This is a genomic window from Shewanella sp. SR44-4, assembly GCF_014163715.1.
Classification (GTDB): Bacteria; Pseudomonadota; Gammaproteobacteria; order Enterobacterales; family Shewanellaceae; genus Shewanella.
Genome location: NZ_JACJDU010000006.1, coordinates 55,008 through 68,229, shown reverse-complemented (window position 1 = coordinate 68,229; position 13,222 = coordinate 55,008). Strand labels below are relative to the sequence as shown.

The 13,222-nt window shown below is 40.3% G+C and carries 14 protein-coding genes; 5 read left to right on the top strand and 9 right to left on the bottom strand.

Features of this window, described 5'->3' with window-relative positions:
• Window positions 1-35 precede the first annotated feature (35 nt).
• Window positions 36-620, bottom strand: a complete 585-nt coding sequence (gene sodB / locus H5125_RS04745; protein ID WP_011637213.1) for a superoxide dismutase [Fe] — start codon at window positions 618-620, stop codon at window positions 36-38.
• Between the two features lie 234 nt (window positions 621-854).
• Here sodB and grxD point away from each other — a divergent pair, with 234 nt between their 5' ends.
• Window positions 855-1,196, top strand: coding sequence for a Grx4 family monothiol glutaredoxin (gene grxD / locus H5125_RS04740; protein ID WP_101087590.1), 342 nt, complete (start codon window positions 855-857; stop codon window positions 1,194-1,196).
• Between the two features lie 122 nt (window positions 1,197-1,318).
• Here the strand turns inward: grxD and H5125_RS04735 are convergent, their stop codons facing one another.
• Window positions 1,319-2,548 carry a uracil-xanthine permease family protein gene (locus H5125_RS04735; RefSeq protein ID WP_101087591.1) on the bottom strand — a complete coding sequence of 410 codons (1,230 nt, stop codon included), beginning with the start codon at window positions 2,546-2,548 and terminating at the stop codon, window positions 1,319-1,321.
• A 238-nt stretch (window positions 2,549-2,786) separates the two neighbouring features.
• Here H5125_RS04735 and H5125_RS04730 point away from each other — a divergent pair, with 238 nt between their 5' ends.
• Window positions 2,787-3,884, top strand: coding sequence for a DUF2066 domain-containing protein (locus tag H5125_RS04730; protein ID WP_182743668.1), 1,098 nt, complete (start codon window positions 2,787-2,789; stop codon window positions 3,882-3,884).
• 154 nt (window positions 3,885-4,038) lie between these two features.
• The gene (hda, locus tag H5125_RS04725; RefSeq protein ID WP_059745344.1) at window positions 4,039-4,749 is read left to right on the top strand and encodes a DnaA inactivator Hda; all 711 of its coding nucleotides are present in this window, start codon (window positions 4,039-4,041) and stop codon (window positions 4,747-4,749) included.
• A gap of 113 nt (window positions 4,750-4,862) precedes the next feature.
• Here the strand turns inward: hda and H5125_RS04720 are convergent, their stop codons facing one another.
• From H5125_RS04720 to H5125_RS04705, 4 genes are all read right to left on the bottom strand, one after another.
• On the bottom strand, window positions 4,863-6,812 hold the full coding sequence (locus H5125_RS04720; RefSeq protein ID WP_182743667.1) for a hypothetical protein: 1,950 nt from the start codon (window positions 6,810-6,812) through the stop codon (window positions 4,863-4,865).
• A gap of 150 nt (window positions 6,813-6,962) precedes the next feature.
• Window positions 6,963-7,340, bottom strand: coding sequence for a DUF2069 domain-containing protein (locus tag H5125_RS04715; protein WP_011637219.1), 378 nt, complete (start codon window positions 7,338-7,340; stop codon window positions 6,963-6,965).
• Between the two features lie 11 nt (window positions 7,341-7,351).
• Window positions 7,352-7,708 (bottom strand): arsenate reductase (glutaredoxin), encoded by a 357-nt coding sequence (arsC, locus tag H5125_RS04710; protein WP_101087594.1) that lies wholly within the window; start codon window positions 7,706-7,708, stop codon window positions 7,352-7,354.
• A gap of 97 nt (window positions 7,709-7,805) precedes the next feature.
• A complete protein-coding gene (locus H5125_RS04705) occupies window positions 7,806-9,239 on the bottom strand; it encodes a M48 family metalloprotease (protein ID WP_259395395.1) in 1,434 nt (477 codons plus the stop codon).
• Between the two features lie 163 nt (window positions 9,240-9,402).
• Here H5125_RS04705 and H5125_RS04700 point away from each other — a divergent pair, with 163 nt between their 5' ends.
• Entirely contained in the window at window positions 9,403-9,624 is a 222-nt protein-coding gene (locus tag H5125_RS04700) for a sulfurtransferase TusA family protein (RefSeq protein ID WP_162022940.1), read from the top strand.
• 25 nt (window positions 9,625-9,649) lie between these two features.
• The gene (locus H5125_RS04695; RefSeq protein ID WP_101087597.1) at window positions 9,650-10,732 is read left to right on the top strand and encodes an AI-2E family transporter; all 1,083 of its coding nucleotides are present in this window, start codon (window positions 9,650-9,652) and stop codon (window positions 10,730-10,732) included.
• 263 nt (window positions 10,733-10,995) lie between these two features.
• On the opposite strand, the gene H5125_RS04690 is transcribed toward H5125_RS04695, so the two are convergent.
• The 3 genes from H5125_RS04690 to kdnB all read right to left on the bottom strand — a co-directional run bounded on the left by H5125_RS04690 (window position 10,996) and on the right by kdnB (window position 13,210).
• Entirely contained in the window at window positions 10,996-11,238 is a 243-nt protein-coding gene (locus H5125_RS04690) for a DUF2897 family protein (protein WP_182743665.1), read from the bottom strand.
• Between the two features lie 75 nt (window positions 11,239-11,313).
• Window positions 11,314-12,051, bottom strand: a complete 738-nt coding sequence (kdsB, locus tag H5125_RS04685) for an 8-amino-3,8-dideoxy-manno-octulosonate cytidylyltransferase KdsB (RefSeq protein WP_101087599.1) — start codon at window positions 12,049-12,051, stop codon at window positions 11,314-11,316.
• An 88-nt stretch (window positions 12,052-12,139) separates the two neighbouring features.
• Complete coding sequence (gene kdnB / locus H5125_RS04680) at window positions 12,140-13,210, bottom strand: 3-deoxy-alpha-D-manno-octulosonate 8-oxidase KdnB (protein ID WP_182743664.1); 1,071 nt, start codon at window positions 13,208-13,210, stop codon at window positions 12,140-12,142.
• Window positions 13,211-13,222: the final 12 nt, after the last annotated feature.

The following is a 13,222-nucleotide window of genomic DNA, read 5'->3' as shown; positions in this document are numbered from 1 at the left end:
CAGAAGGCTCCTTTAGTTTTTGCAGTTAATCGAAATTAAGCAGCAAAATTCTTATTAACAAATTCCCAGTTAACAAGCTGCCAGAAGTGAGCTAAATATTCTGGACGTGCGTTACGGTAATCAACGTAGTAAGCATGTTCCCATACATCTACAGTTAATAGAATCGTAACAGACTCATCTGTTAACGGTGTAGCAGCATTGCTAGTGTTAACAATCGCTAATGAACCATCAGCTTTTTTCACTAACCATGTCCAAGCGCTACCAAAGTTATTTACTGCAGAATCAGTAAATTTAGCTTTGAATTCTTCAAAAGAACCAAAAGAAGCATTGATAGCAGCAGCGATATCGCCAGTTGCTTCGCCGCCAGCATTAGGTGCTAAGCAGTTCCAGTAAAAAGTGTGGTTCCAAACTTGAGCCGCGTTGTTGAACATACCGCCAGTTGAAGTTTTAACAACTTCTTCTAGTGTTTTGCCCGCAAACTCAGTTCCTTCAACTAAACCGTTTAGTTTAACCACATATGTGTTGTGATGCTTACCATAATGGAACTCAATGGTTTCTTGAGAAATGTGTGGTTCAAGTGCGTTCTTTGCATAAGGTAATGCTGGTAATTCGAAGGCCATTAGTATCTCTCCATGGATTCAGGTTATCGTTTTGTTTACCCATCAGGTAACATTGCTCTATTGCTATTGTACTGATTATTTTTGTGATGTGAATCATTGTTTAGGGAATTATGTGGATTGCAGTAATCGATTTTATGGATTTTAGATAAACCCTACAAACTGTGGCATTTTGTTCTTAGTCTAGGTGTCGTACAATAGACATTATGTATTCAGTCGTCGTACTTAGGAAATCAAATGGAAACTGTAGAAAAGATTAAACAGCAAATTACCGAAAACCCAATTATTGTGTACATGAAAGGTTCACCTAAATTACCAAGCTGTGGATTTTCATCTCAAGTTGCTCAAGTGATGATCAACTGTGGTGAACAATTTGCGTTCGTAGATATTTTACAGCATCCAGATATTCGTGCTGAATTACCAAAATTTGCTAACTGGCCAACATTCCCACAATTATGGGTAGAAGGCGAGTTAATTGGTGGCTGTGACATTATCACTGAAATGTTCCAAAAAGGTGAACTTCAACCAATTATTAAAGCAACTGCTGATAAATTCCGTACAGAAGACGCAGCAGAGTAATTGCAGATGATTGAGTGTTTACGCACTCAAAAAAAGCCCCAAAGCGAAAGGCTGTTGGGGCTTTTTATTATTTTTTAAACATGTACTTACAAAGCAGTGCTTCTGCATGCGGTTACAGAAAGTTACTTTTCAACCTGTGGCTTTTTCACGGCAGGTAAAATCAAGTTCATCAAAATAGCAACAATACCGCACAAACTTATCCCCGTTAAGCTAAACGAGCCAATACCAAACGCCATTCCGCCAATACCAAACACCAACGTTACCCCGACAATACTCAGATTACGAGGTTCAGATAAATCGACTTGATGACGAATTAAGGTATTTAATCCAACAGCTGCAATCGAGCCAAATAATAAGCACATAATACCGCCCATTACCGGTACAGGTATGGTTTGCATCATGGCACCCAATTTACCGACAAAAGCTAGGGTTATCGCAGTGATGGCTGTCCAGGTCATGATCCGTGGATCAAAACTTTTGGTCAGTGTAACCGCACCGGTTACTTCACTGTAAGTGGTATTAGGCGGACCGCCCAATGCCGACGCTGCTATCGTAGCAATACCATCGCCAGTAAGGGTACGATGTAAACCAGGCTTTTTAAAATAGTCTTTACCCGTCACGTTAGAAATGGCCAAAATATCGCCGATATGTTCAACCGCTGGTGCAATGGCAACTGGGATCATAAATAGAATCGCATGCCAGTTAAATTCTGGGGCGACAAAGTTTGGCATGGCTAACCAAGCCGCTTGAGTAACTGGGGTGAAATCGACAACACCAAAGGCTAAGCTCACACCATAGCCAACCAATATACCCGCCAGAATAGGCATTAGTCGGACCAATCCTTTAGCAAAAATCGCTACGATTATGGTGGTCATTAATGCCGAAAGTGAAATCGTTAGCGCGACATTTTGCTCTACGATGATCAAGCTTCCATCACCACTTTTACCTAATGCCATATTGACGGCTACAGGCGCTAAGCCTAAGCCAATGATCATAATGACTGGGCCGACAACAACCGGAGGTAATAAAGTATGTATAAATCCAGTGCCACGAAGTTTTACTGTTAATCCAAGTAGCATATACACCACGCCAGCAGCCATTAAACCGCCCATGGTGGCAGGAATACCCCATGTTTGTACGCCATATAAAATGGGCGCAATAAAGGCAAAGGAAGAAGCGAGGAATACAGGTACTTGACGTTTAGTGACTAATTGAAACAGTAGGGTACCGAAACCGGCTGTAAATAATGCGACACTGGTGTCTAAACCCGTTAATAACGGCATTAGCACGAGTGCCCCAAAAGCGACAAATAGCATTTGTGCGCCTTGAAGCGGAATTAACACGCGTTTCATATTGTTCTCCATCATTATTTAGAAAGTTAGCGTGTGATTAAACGGCGCGAATTGTCACATAAAAGCGATAATATGCATAACAACTTTGAGGACGCTGTAGCGATTATTGTTATTTGATATGGCTACAATACTGGGTCAATTTGGCGGCAGTAAAAAAGAGTTTTCGTTATCCATTACTCGATAGAATTTTATTATGATATAATTTGTTCACTTATATTTGCTGCGTTTATGTTATCAGATGCTGAAAAAACTAATTAATCTCATTACGTTACCACTAATTGCGTTAACCTCGATTACGCTTGTACATGCTGCTGAAGTGAGCAAGCTTGATGAAGCCGATATTACGGTAGCTTCACGCGCAAACGATGTGAAAAATAACGCCCTTAAAGAGGCATTAGCTGCCGTTTTCTTAAAAAACTCTGGTCTGCCGAGTGTAGTATTAAACCCATTGGTAAAAGACCAAATTAATAACCCAGAAGTCATTTTGACTCAATATGGTTATTATGAAAAAAATGGTGAACTCATGCTCAAAGCCAGCTTTGACCATCAACGGGTTATTTCAACGTTACGTCAAGCCGGTTTACCTGTTTGGGGCAGTCAACGACCATTAACCCTGTTATGGATGTCGGTTGATGAAAATAATGAACCGTCTATTTTAGCTGATGCTTCTTCAGCCGATATTCGATCAGAGTTGGCTCAAGAGTCTAATAATAAAGGCATTCCGTTATTGCTGCCGATTATGGATTTGGATGATGTGATGCAAGTGAGTATCACTGATGTACGTGGAATGTTTACTGATGTGTTAGCTAATGCATCTACCCGTTATCAAGCTGATTACTTCGCTATTGCCAATTTGGATACTCAAAGCAGTAACGTTCATTTCACCATCAAATTATTTGATAAAAATAGAACTAATGGTGTACTACAGCCGTTAATTTCACAACAGGGTGAAGCGACGGATTATCAACAAGCCACGAAGCGAATGATGAACATTCTAGCCGATTATTATATTAGCCAGTTTGCCATAGCCTCGACAGGCAGTGATGTAGCTACCCAGGTCAGCTTTACTGGGTTAAACAACATGACTCAAGTGGTACATATTGAAATCTATCTTCGTCAGCTTAGTGCGGTGAAATCCCTGAAACTTAGTCACTTTAAGGGTGAAGCAGCCACTTATACGATAGAATTGTTTAGCAGTGTAGATGACTTGCAACGATTGCTTAATATTGATAGTCGGTTATCAAAATTAGATACCGTTGGCAGTGTGGAGTCATTTTATGAGTCTAAGGCCGACAATTCTACGCCTAAATTACTTTATCAATGGTTGGGCCAATAAGTATTATCAAAAGGTGCGCTGTACACTTTAATTGTACAGCGTGAAATGCTATACCGAGGTGATCTTTATGTGCAGGATTCTTGCTGATACTCGCATAATTGACGGATTTAGGTATAATAACGTTAGTTAGTTTATGATTTTGAGACCTATCTGAGTGACACAAAACTCACCAAGACAATTATCTTTACCCGTTTATCTACCTGACGATGAAACCTTTCAGAGTTATTATCCTGCTTCGGGTAATGATGAGTTGATCCAGAAACTTCAAGCTAGCGCTGAAGGCAATCTAGCGTCTTCTTTGTATGTATATGGCCCAGAAAAATCAGGCCGCACGCATTTAATGCATGCAGCTTGTGCCCTTGCCAATGACCTAGAACGCCGTACTCTCTATATCCCATTAGGCATTCATGCGAGTATTTCACCGGCATTATTTGAGGGCCTAGAATCTCTGGAATTGATTTGTATTGATGATATAGAAGCCATAGCGGGTCATCCTGTATGGGAAGAAGCTATTTTTCATCTATATAATCGTATAGCTGAGCAACAAGATTGCCGTTTAATTGTTAGCGGAAAGGCATCACCTTCTGAAACGGGGTTTTTATTGCCAGATTTGGTTTCTCGTATGCAATGGGGATTAATCTATCAATTACAACCAATGGCAGACGATGAAAAGCTCGTGGCCTTGCAGCGCCGAGCGGCAATGCGTGGTTTGCAGTTGTCTGATGAAGTAGGGCGCTTTTTACTGACGCGAATGGCGCGTGATTTACGCACCTTGTTTGATGTACTCGATAAACTCGATAAAGCTTCTATGGTACATCAGCGTAAACTGACTATTCCGTTTATAAAAGAGATGTTGAGACTTTAATACCTTAGGTTTTAATTCTTTAGGCAAAAATTATCGTCATCAGTCTACGCAATCACACAATAAAAAACGCCAAATGAATTCATTTGGCGTTTTTTATTGTGTGAGTCAATGGTTTATTGCTTCACGTGATCACTGCCACTAAATTGCAATGGTCTAGTCTCAGCAGTATTTTTTTCAGTTTGTGATGAGATTTTCTGTGGTGATTTTGATGGGTCAGTTGTTAGCACCAAGTTTTGTGCCCAGGTTTGGCCTTTAACTAACGCTACTGGTGCAGGTAAACCGTCCATCACTTGGCTAACATCAACTTCAGGCAGTATTTGGCTCAAGACGTAGCTAGCGCGATCGTATAACTCAGGTTGACCGACTCGGCCGCGTTGGCCCCATTCAACCACAATCGTCGAGCTCGTCTCAATTTCTGGTTTGTCAGTAATGGCGATATCACGCAAAATACCATATCGATGGCTCATCATCACTTCTTCAAACAACATGGCAACATCTTCTCGTGTTGATGAATAAGCATAATCATCGTTGGCGAGGTCACTTGAGAAAAATAGCGCTACATCACTTGGAGTATAGGCTTTTTGGGTGTTATTTGCATTTTCACCAGAGTATTGAACGCTAGCAAGAGCGTACATTTCAGTACTGGTTAATGGATAGCGGATGTTAAGTTGGTCTGATGTCATCTCTTTACCATCAAAACGACGATTAAATTCGTCTTTTAAAGTAGGGCCTTGAATATTGGCATGCATGTTTTGTGGATAAAAATCATTTGCATGAGCCAGCTCATGATACAAGAGCCTGGCTAGGTTAGAAGACATATTCTCCATGGTACGGTCAGTACGGTTGCCTATTTCTATATATTGACCAGCATAATCGTTGTTTTTGACATAACGATATGGCGAGAGGTAATTTAGATCTTCACCAAAGTTGCTGCGATAATCAGGGGTTTCATTAATTGTATCTCGCTGAGCTGTAGTCAACCACAGGTATTCAGGGTCAAGATATATTGCTCCAATAAAACCAGCATAAAAGGCTGGTCTGATATCGTAACTGATGACCACAGCCGTCACTGATTGCAACAATTCTACAAAGTCATTATGTGTTTGTGCGCGTAAATAGGCTTCAAAGTTTGCCCCCATCCAGTCGTGCGACACAAGTACTCTGTCCATAATAGTATCAATCGGATCTGGCTTAGTATCTTGGCTAATAAAGGGCAGCTCGTTAAGAATATTACATTGATTGACTAGTTGGTTCGAGTAAACACAATAGGCCAGATTATTAGCATAAGGTGAGTTAGGCTTGTAAGGGTGCATTCGTGCAATGGGGTAGCTGAAGTAGGCGTCCGATGGGGCGTTTTTTTCTTTGGTTACGAGTAAATTGACGTCATCACTAATGGTTTGGCCATCAAATGTGGCAGTGGCTTTAAGACTGAATAATTGATCGGTATCGACGTTTGGCGCAACAAAAAGTGGCCTATTTATGTCACTCAAATCCACGTTGGTAAAGGCTTTATTATTAGCACTCGGATACATGCACCAACTAATATTTTCAGGTACTTGGCCGTTTATATTTTGTATACGTAAACTCGCATCAGTTCTATTCACCATTTGATGATCGCTATTAATGCGTAAAATATTGTCATTAGAATCGGCAGTAATTGATATCGTTTCTTCAATGTTGATATTACCGCCAGAGACAGTCACCTTAAAAGCGTAATCTTGGTTACTTGTGGGTGTGAATGCTAATACTTGGCTATTAACTGCAGCTAGTTCAAGACTGGGTCCTGATATCTGCTGCCACAAAAATGATTTGCCAATAGTGTCTTGTTCATTAAGGTTGGCAATAATGCTGCCAGGCTTGTCTTTGGCATAATGCTGTTCAAGGGTAAAAGCCAATTGAGAGTTTGTGTCGGTAATTGAATAAGTTAAACTTTCACTGCAGATTTCGAAAGTGGATGAGGTAGGCACACCTTGATCGTTATTGTCTGAATCTCCTCCGCAGGCGCTAACGAATATGGCACTGGCTAAAAGGCTATAGATCCCTAAATTTTGCGATAACTTCATTAAGCGACTCCATGTCTATTTTATTATTATTTAACAATACATTTTTATAACATCTTGTTTGCAAAATAATGTAGCACGCTGTTTTGGTTAAATGCAACTAACAAAAAAGCGCCCGAAGGCGCTTAGTGAGGCAACAAAAATGAAGTTTGTTTATTGTTGTTCAGACTTTTTCTTCAACCCTAATCCCAGTTCTCGGCCGCGTTTACGTGCATAGAATGGAAAACTCACCAACAAGACACAAATCAATACCGATTCAATCAGTGCAAATACCAGCGCATCAGTGGTGACATAAGCAAGGGTTAAGCCATGTAATAAGTATACACACAGAATAAAACTGGCCCATGCATATGTATATGGGTTACCGGTTAAGATGCCTTTAAGCGGAAACAGTAAAGGTACAATCCATATTAAGCTGAATCCTAGCGAGTAGGTGCCATTCATGCCTTGTTGAATAAACCAGCCGCTGAGCAGCAGGAGTAATGCAAGGTAACCAATTCGACTTAGTTGAAACAAGGTTTGTGAAGTCATTATTTTACTCGTTAAAGAATAGACAAAACATTTTCTGGTGGACGACCAATGGCTGCTTTGTTGTTGGCTAGCACGATAGGACGTTCAATTAATTTAGGTGTTGCTACCATTGCAGCGATGAGCTGATCTTCCGATAACGATGTGTCAGCCAAATTTTGAGCTTTATATTCGTCTTCTTTAGTGCGCATAAGCTGGCGAGCTGTTAAACCAAGTTGTTGCAAAATAGTCTGAATTTCAGCGGCTGTAGGTGGCGTCTTTAAGTATTCAACGACAGTGACATCTACTGCATTAGCTTGCAACAATGCGAGCGTCTCACGGCTTTTTGAACAGCGAGGGTTATGGTATATCGTTGTTTTGGTGGTTGTCATTGTCATAGTCCGTCATTAAAAAATGGCAAACAATAAGTAGATTTATTGTTTGCCATTATTCTATCAAAGAATAGCTTGTAAGGTTAGATTATCGCGGCTATTTTAATTCTTCCATTGCCCTATCTGCTTGTCTGAATTGTCTTATTCTTGCTTCAATTCGTGCCATTTGTAGGTTTTGGCCATCAGAATAGCGATATGCATAATTGAGTTGGTCAATTGCACCTTTGTAGTTAGCCGATAAGGCCATGAGTTCAGCATTGCTATAATACTCAAGCGCTTTATTGTCTAGCTTACGATATGCATCAGCCATAATTTGATACGGCAGCATACTTTGCTTATCGAAAAATATCAGTTCTTCTAACAGCGGGATAGCTTTTTTAGGCTGATCTGCCTGAACATAAATATTGGCTAAGTTAGCGTTGACCACTTGTGAGGTCGGTTTTAATTTCCGTTGAGCTTCTAATAATGCTATTGCACCTGCAAAATCTTTTTTCTGATCTAATAAATCTGTTTTGGTGTCGATGTAGAACAGATTATTGTCATCTTGTTTTAGTAAATCATCAATGATCACTTCAGCTTGTGCAAATTTTTCTAAACGGAAAAGTGCTAAAGCTTTGCCATAGAGCGCGGCCTGTTTAAACGAATACTCGTTCTTTTTGAGTTGTTGATTAAACAAAGATAACGCGGCATCATCACTAAAACTTGAAAAGCGTACTTGGATACGCGCTTTAGCTAGCTGAAAGTTAAGGCTGTTAGGGACATTACTTTTAGGGTACTGAGCCGCGCGGTTACGTGCCTCGGTAATACGTGATTCTGGCAATGGATGCGTCAGCAACATTTGTGGTGGTGTTGTGGTAAAACGATAACGAATTGCCAGTTGACCAAAAAATGTAGCGGCAGCATTAGGATCAAATCCAGCATCGACAAGAATTTGCATTCCAATACGATCAGCTTCTTTTTCATGTAAGCGGGTATAGTTAATTTTAGATTGTGTTGCTAAGGCCTGAGTGGTTGCTAAGGCTGCCATACCGGCTTGTGGTGCAGCAATCGTTAATAAAATAGCCCCTAACATTCCCACAATTGTGGCAGTTGAGCTTTTTTGTTGTGCCTCAAGAGATCGTGCTAAATGGCGTTGAGTGACGTGGGTAATTTCGTGGGCTAATACCGATGCAAGTTCACTTTCGTTGTCGGCATTTAAAAATAACCCCGTATGTACGCCAACATGACCACCAAAAAACGCAAACGCGTTGATTTCATCATTGCGGAGTAAAAAGAAATAAAATGGAGTTTTTACTCCAGTGGCATTAGCAACCAGCTTGTTACCCAATTCAGATAAATATTGATTCAGCACTGGGTCACTGAGTACTGGTGCCGATGAACGAATAACGCGCATATAGGCGTCACCGTAGACAGTTTCTTTTTCTAAACTAAAAGTATTGACTGCTGCGGTACCAAGATCAGGAAGATCATTATTGGCAAAACTGTGGCCAATACTGGCAGCAAAAAGCACACTAATAGCACTAGCAGCCAGTGATTTTGAAAAGGTCGATAATGATAATTTACTCAAGCGGAACCTTTAATGATGATTGAATCGAAAAATTAAGCTTAACCAGCAAGTTTGCTTAAGTTACATTGCTTGTGGTTTATTGTCCAAGCTAGGATAATAGCCCTAGATTGTTTAAAGCAAGTTGATAATGATTTTAATTGATTTAACACCCTATGTTTGTCCTTATCCTTTAGTAAAAGTGAAACTTTTACTAAAGCAGATGGATGTGGATGAAAAATTACATGTACTCTTATCTGACCCTGGTTCACGCCGAGATGTTCCCTTGTTGATAAAAAAAATGGGTTTTGGTATTGAAATCATTGCTGATCAACCGCATTGTTTGTCATTTATCATCACCAAAACAAATTGATATTGTTTATATAAAAGGTTTTTCAATGCTGGAAATTTTAACTGATTGGTACAAAACCCGTTTTAGTGATCCACAAGCCATAACGTTAATGTTTATCATTATTGGGATTGGTCTTGCATTGTACTTCGGTTCTGGATTGCTTGCGCCTTTGCTGGTTGCTTTGGTGTTAGCATTTTTACTGGAGTGGCCGGTAGCACAAATGTCGCGACTGGGTATAAGCCGAACCGCTGCGGCAACAATCGTGTTGGTGGTATTTTTAGGGGTGATGATTATTTTGATGTTTGGTTTGGTGCCGAGTATTTGGCGTCAAGGGGTGTCATTGGTTACTGATTTACCCTCAATGATCGATAAGGGCATGCTAATTGTGCGCGAGTTTAGCGCTGATTACCCGCAGTTTGTGAGTGCATCACAACTTGATTCGATGATGGAAGAAATTAATAAGATGCTTGATACACAGCACCTTATTGATTTAGGGAAACAAATTTTAGGTTATTCTGCGTCATTATTAGTGTTAATGGTGTACGCGATTTTAGTGCCATTGTTGGTATTTTTCTTTTTAAAAGACAAAGACTTTTTATTAAACGGCAGCAAACGATTTTTCCCGTCTAACCGTGGTCTAGCGAGAAAAGTTTGGTTTGAAATGGACCAACAAATCTTTAATTATATTCGTGGTAAAGTGATTGAAATTGTTATTGTTGGCGTAGCCAGTTATATCTTTTTTGCTATCATGGGGCTGCGTTACTCAGCACTACTAGGTGTATTGACAGGCTTGTCGGTATTGATCCCATATGTTGGTGCTACTTTGGTTACATTGCCGATTGCATTAGTCGCATTTTTTCAATGGGGTTTTAGTGCTGAGTTTGGTTACTTAATGTTAGGTTATGGGATTATTCAGGCGCTAGATGGCAATGTATTGGTACCGCTATTGTTTTCTGATGCGGTTGATTTACACCCGGTTGTGATTATTGCCGCCGTATTAGTCTTTGGGGGCTTATGGGGCGTTTGGGGAGTCTTTTTTGCCATACCACTAGCATCGCTAGTAAAAGCAGTCATTAATGCTTGGCCGAATAACCAAGAGCAACAACGAGTCACACTTGACAGTGAATAACACTTGCCTGTGGTATTAAAACATCAGTACAGCAACAGAGCCGTTGGATACATTAAGCTAACCTCATTATGGGGTTAGCTTTTTTATTATTAGGCTTAAGTTGCGCCATATAGAGGTTATGACGAATGGAAATACAGATATAAAATAACTGCTAGGCAAATAACAACGATTAAGAACGAGAAGATAGGCCAACATGGGCGTTATGCTATTTGCAACCCACTAAATTATAGATAGGCTCATTTTATAGATAGGTACATTGAGCATTATAACGTTTTGTCTTTGCTGTCTTTGCTGCCGTTGTCTTTCTCGTCTGAAGGTTCTTCAGTCAGTTTTTGTTCAGATTCTGGTGAACTGGTTTCTTTTTCAGGATTTTGCTCTCGGTCTTTATGTTCACCAAATTGAGGCATTTTAAATTTGGCAGAATATTTCAACACCGCAATGTTACTTGCAATAACGCCGATGACTAAAATGATAATTAGCCAAACTTCATAACCTTCTAGACTCATTGGAAACTCCTTTTAACCTGCAATTTTATAGCTGATGTTGTTAAGACAACACCAGTTATAAGCATATATGTTTGGTTAGTCGACGGCTAAACGTAGTTCACATTTGCGAATATCTTCAGGGGTATCGACTTCTGGAGAGTCAAATGCGCTGATAGCAATTTTAATTTTGTGGCCGTATTCGAGTGCGCGTAGCTGTTCTAATTTTTCGAGATCTTCAAGTCTACCTAAAGGTAACTTAGCAAAGGCATTCACAAAACGCTTAGTGTAGCCATAAACACCTAAATGCTTGTAAACCGGATAGTCATTGGTATCGCGACCAAAGGGGATACGAGAGCGAGAGAAATACAATGCATTATGGTCATTATCAAATACCATTTTAACGTGCATAGGGTCGTCTAATTCTCTTTTATCGACGATTTCAAATCCTAATGTCGCCATTTCGAATTCACCAGGGTGACGTTCAAATAGACTTATGATTTGTTCGATTGAGATAGGATCAATCAGCGGTTGATCGCCTTGTAAATTAATCACTAAATCGTCATCGTTAAGACCAAGCAATGCAATGGCATCATTAATACGGTCGGTACCAGAGGCGGCATCAGGGCTGGTCATTACGACTTTACCACCAAAGGATTCAACGGCATCTTTAATGCGGTCGTCATCTGTAGCAACATAGATGCTATCGAGGCCTTTTGCTAATGATGCACGTTCATAAACGTGTTGGATCATGGGTTTACCATTAATCGGGGCTAGCGGCTTGCCCGGGAAACGGCTTGAACCATAACGTGCCGGGATTAATAGAGTAACTTTCATTAATATGACCTACTTGTGGTTGTGACAATAATATAGACAATAAATAAAAGGGCTCATAAGAGCCCTTTATGACTTAATCTGTCGTTTATTATATACGACGGAATAACTTAGTCAGCATTTCATCGGTAACTTTCTCTTCCCAGCCTTTACCGTACACGTTGTCCCAAAGTGGACCCATGCTCTTAGTCACGGCAACCATCTTAGCGATAGTTTCATCTGGCAAATCTTTACAGATGTTTTTAGGCAGAGTGATGTTATGAATTTTCATCATTTTACGGAATTCAGTCACACCTTCTGGATAGAATTCTTCCAGCACGTCAAAGGCTAAACAGTTACCAATACCGTGGTGATAACCCAGTACATAACCTAAACCGTAAGATACCGCATGACATGCACCGACTTGGCTATAAGCAATGCTCATACCGCCCATGTATGACGCCATCATTAACTTGTCGTCTTTTTCTGCGTGGTCGTCTAAGAACACTTGACGACATAAATCCATTGATTTTTCGGCAAATGCTTTAGCAAACTCGTTGAGGTATGTGCCTTGTAATGATTCTACACAATGGATAAAACAATCCATACCAGTATAGAACCACTGATCAGTCGGAACCCCTGCAATTAATTCAGAGTCCATGATGATTTGATCAAACACGGTGTAATCTGAGTTTAAACCTAGCTTACGAACGGGTCCGCACAATACTGCAGTACGTGATGCTTCAGCACCCGTGCCAGACACTGTTGGAATACCAATATGATGTATTGCAGGATTTTTAATTAAATCCCAACCTTGGTATTCAGAAGAACTACCAGGGTTAGTGAGCATTAGTGATACGGCTTTGGCTAAGTCCATCGTTGAACCGCCGCCTAAACCAACTACGCTCACTGGTAACTTAGTGTTAAATGCGTTAACTTGCGCCGTTAACGCATCAACTTGTTCAGTTGTTGGCTCATCATCTACTTTTACGTAAATCAGTAGGTCGTGCGCTTGAGTTGGCACGCGGTCAGCTAGCGGTTTACCTTGATGTACATCATCGACAAGGAAAACGACAAAATCGTTAGCATCTTGGCGTTCTTGACCTAATACAACATCAAGTTGTACAAATGAACCACGGCCAAAGATCATTTTTGGTACACATTTAAAATTTTTAAAACTCATTACAACAGTCTC

Bases quoted from the DNA above. Each gene is read 5' to 3' on its own strand.
- sodB (WP_011637213.1), bottom strand. From the start codon at position 620: ATGGCCTTCGAATTACCAGCATTACCTTATGCAAAGAACGCACTTGAA.
- grxD (WP_101087590.1), top strand. From the start codon at position 855: ATGGAAACTGTAGAAAAGATTAAACAGCAAATTACCGAAAACCCAATT.
- H5125_RS04735 (WP_101087591.1), bottom strand. From the start codon at position 2,548: ATGAAACGCGTGTTAATTCCGCTTCAAGGCGCACAAATGCTATTTGTC.
- H5125_RS04730 (WP_182743668.1), top strand. From the start codon at position 2,787: ATGCTGAAAAAACTAATTAATCTCATTACGTTACCACTAATTGCGTTA.
- H5125_RS04720 (WP_182743667.1), bottom strand. From the start codon at position 6,812: ATGAAGTTATCGCAAAATTTAGGGATCTATAGCCTTTTAGCCAGTGCC.
- H5125_RS04715 (WP_011637219.1), bottom strand. From the start codon at position 7,340: ATGACTTCACAAACCTTGTTTCAACTAAGTCGAATTGGTTACCTTGCA.
- arsC (WP_101087594.1), bottom strand. From the start codon at position 7,708: ATGACAACCACCAAAACAACGATATACCATAACCCTCGCTGTTCAAAA.
- H5125_RS04700 (WP_162022940.1), top strand. From the start codon at position 9,403: ATGATTTTAATTGATTTAACACCCTATGTTTGTCCTTATCCTTTAGTA.
- H5125_RS04695 (WP_101087597.1), top strand. From the start codon at position 9,650: ATGCTGGAAATTTTAACTGATTGGTACAAAACCCGTTTTAGTGATCCA.
- H5125_RS04690 (WP_182743665.1), bottom strand. From the start codon at position 11,238: ATGAGTCTAGAAGGTTATGAAGTTTGGCTAATTATCATTTTAGTCATC.
- kdsB (WP_101087599.1), bottom strand. From the start codon at position 12,051: ATGAAAGTTACTCTATTAATCCCGGCACGTTATGGTTCAAGCCGTTTC.
- kdnB (WP_182743664.1), bottom strand. From the start codon at position 13,210: ATGAGTTTTAAAAATTTTAAATGTGTACCAAAAATGATCTTTGGCCGT.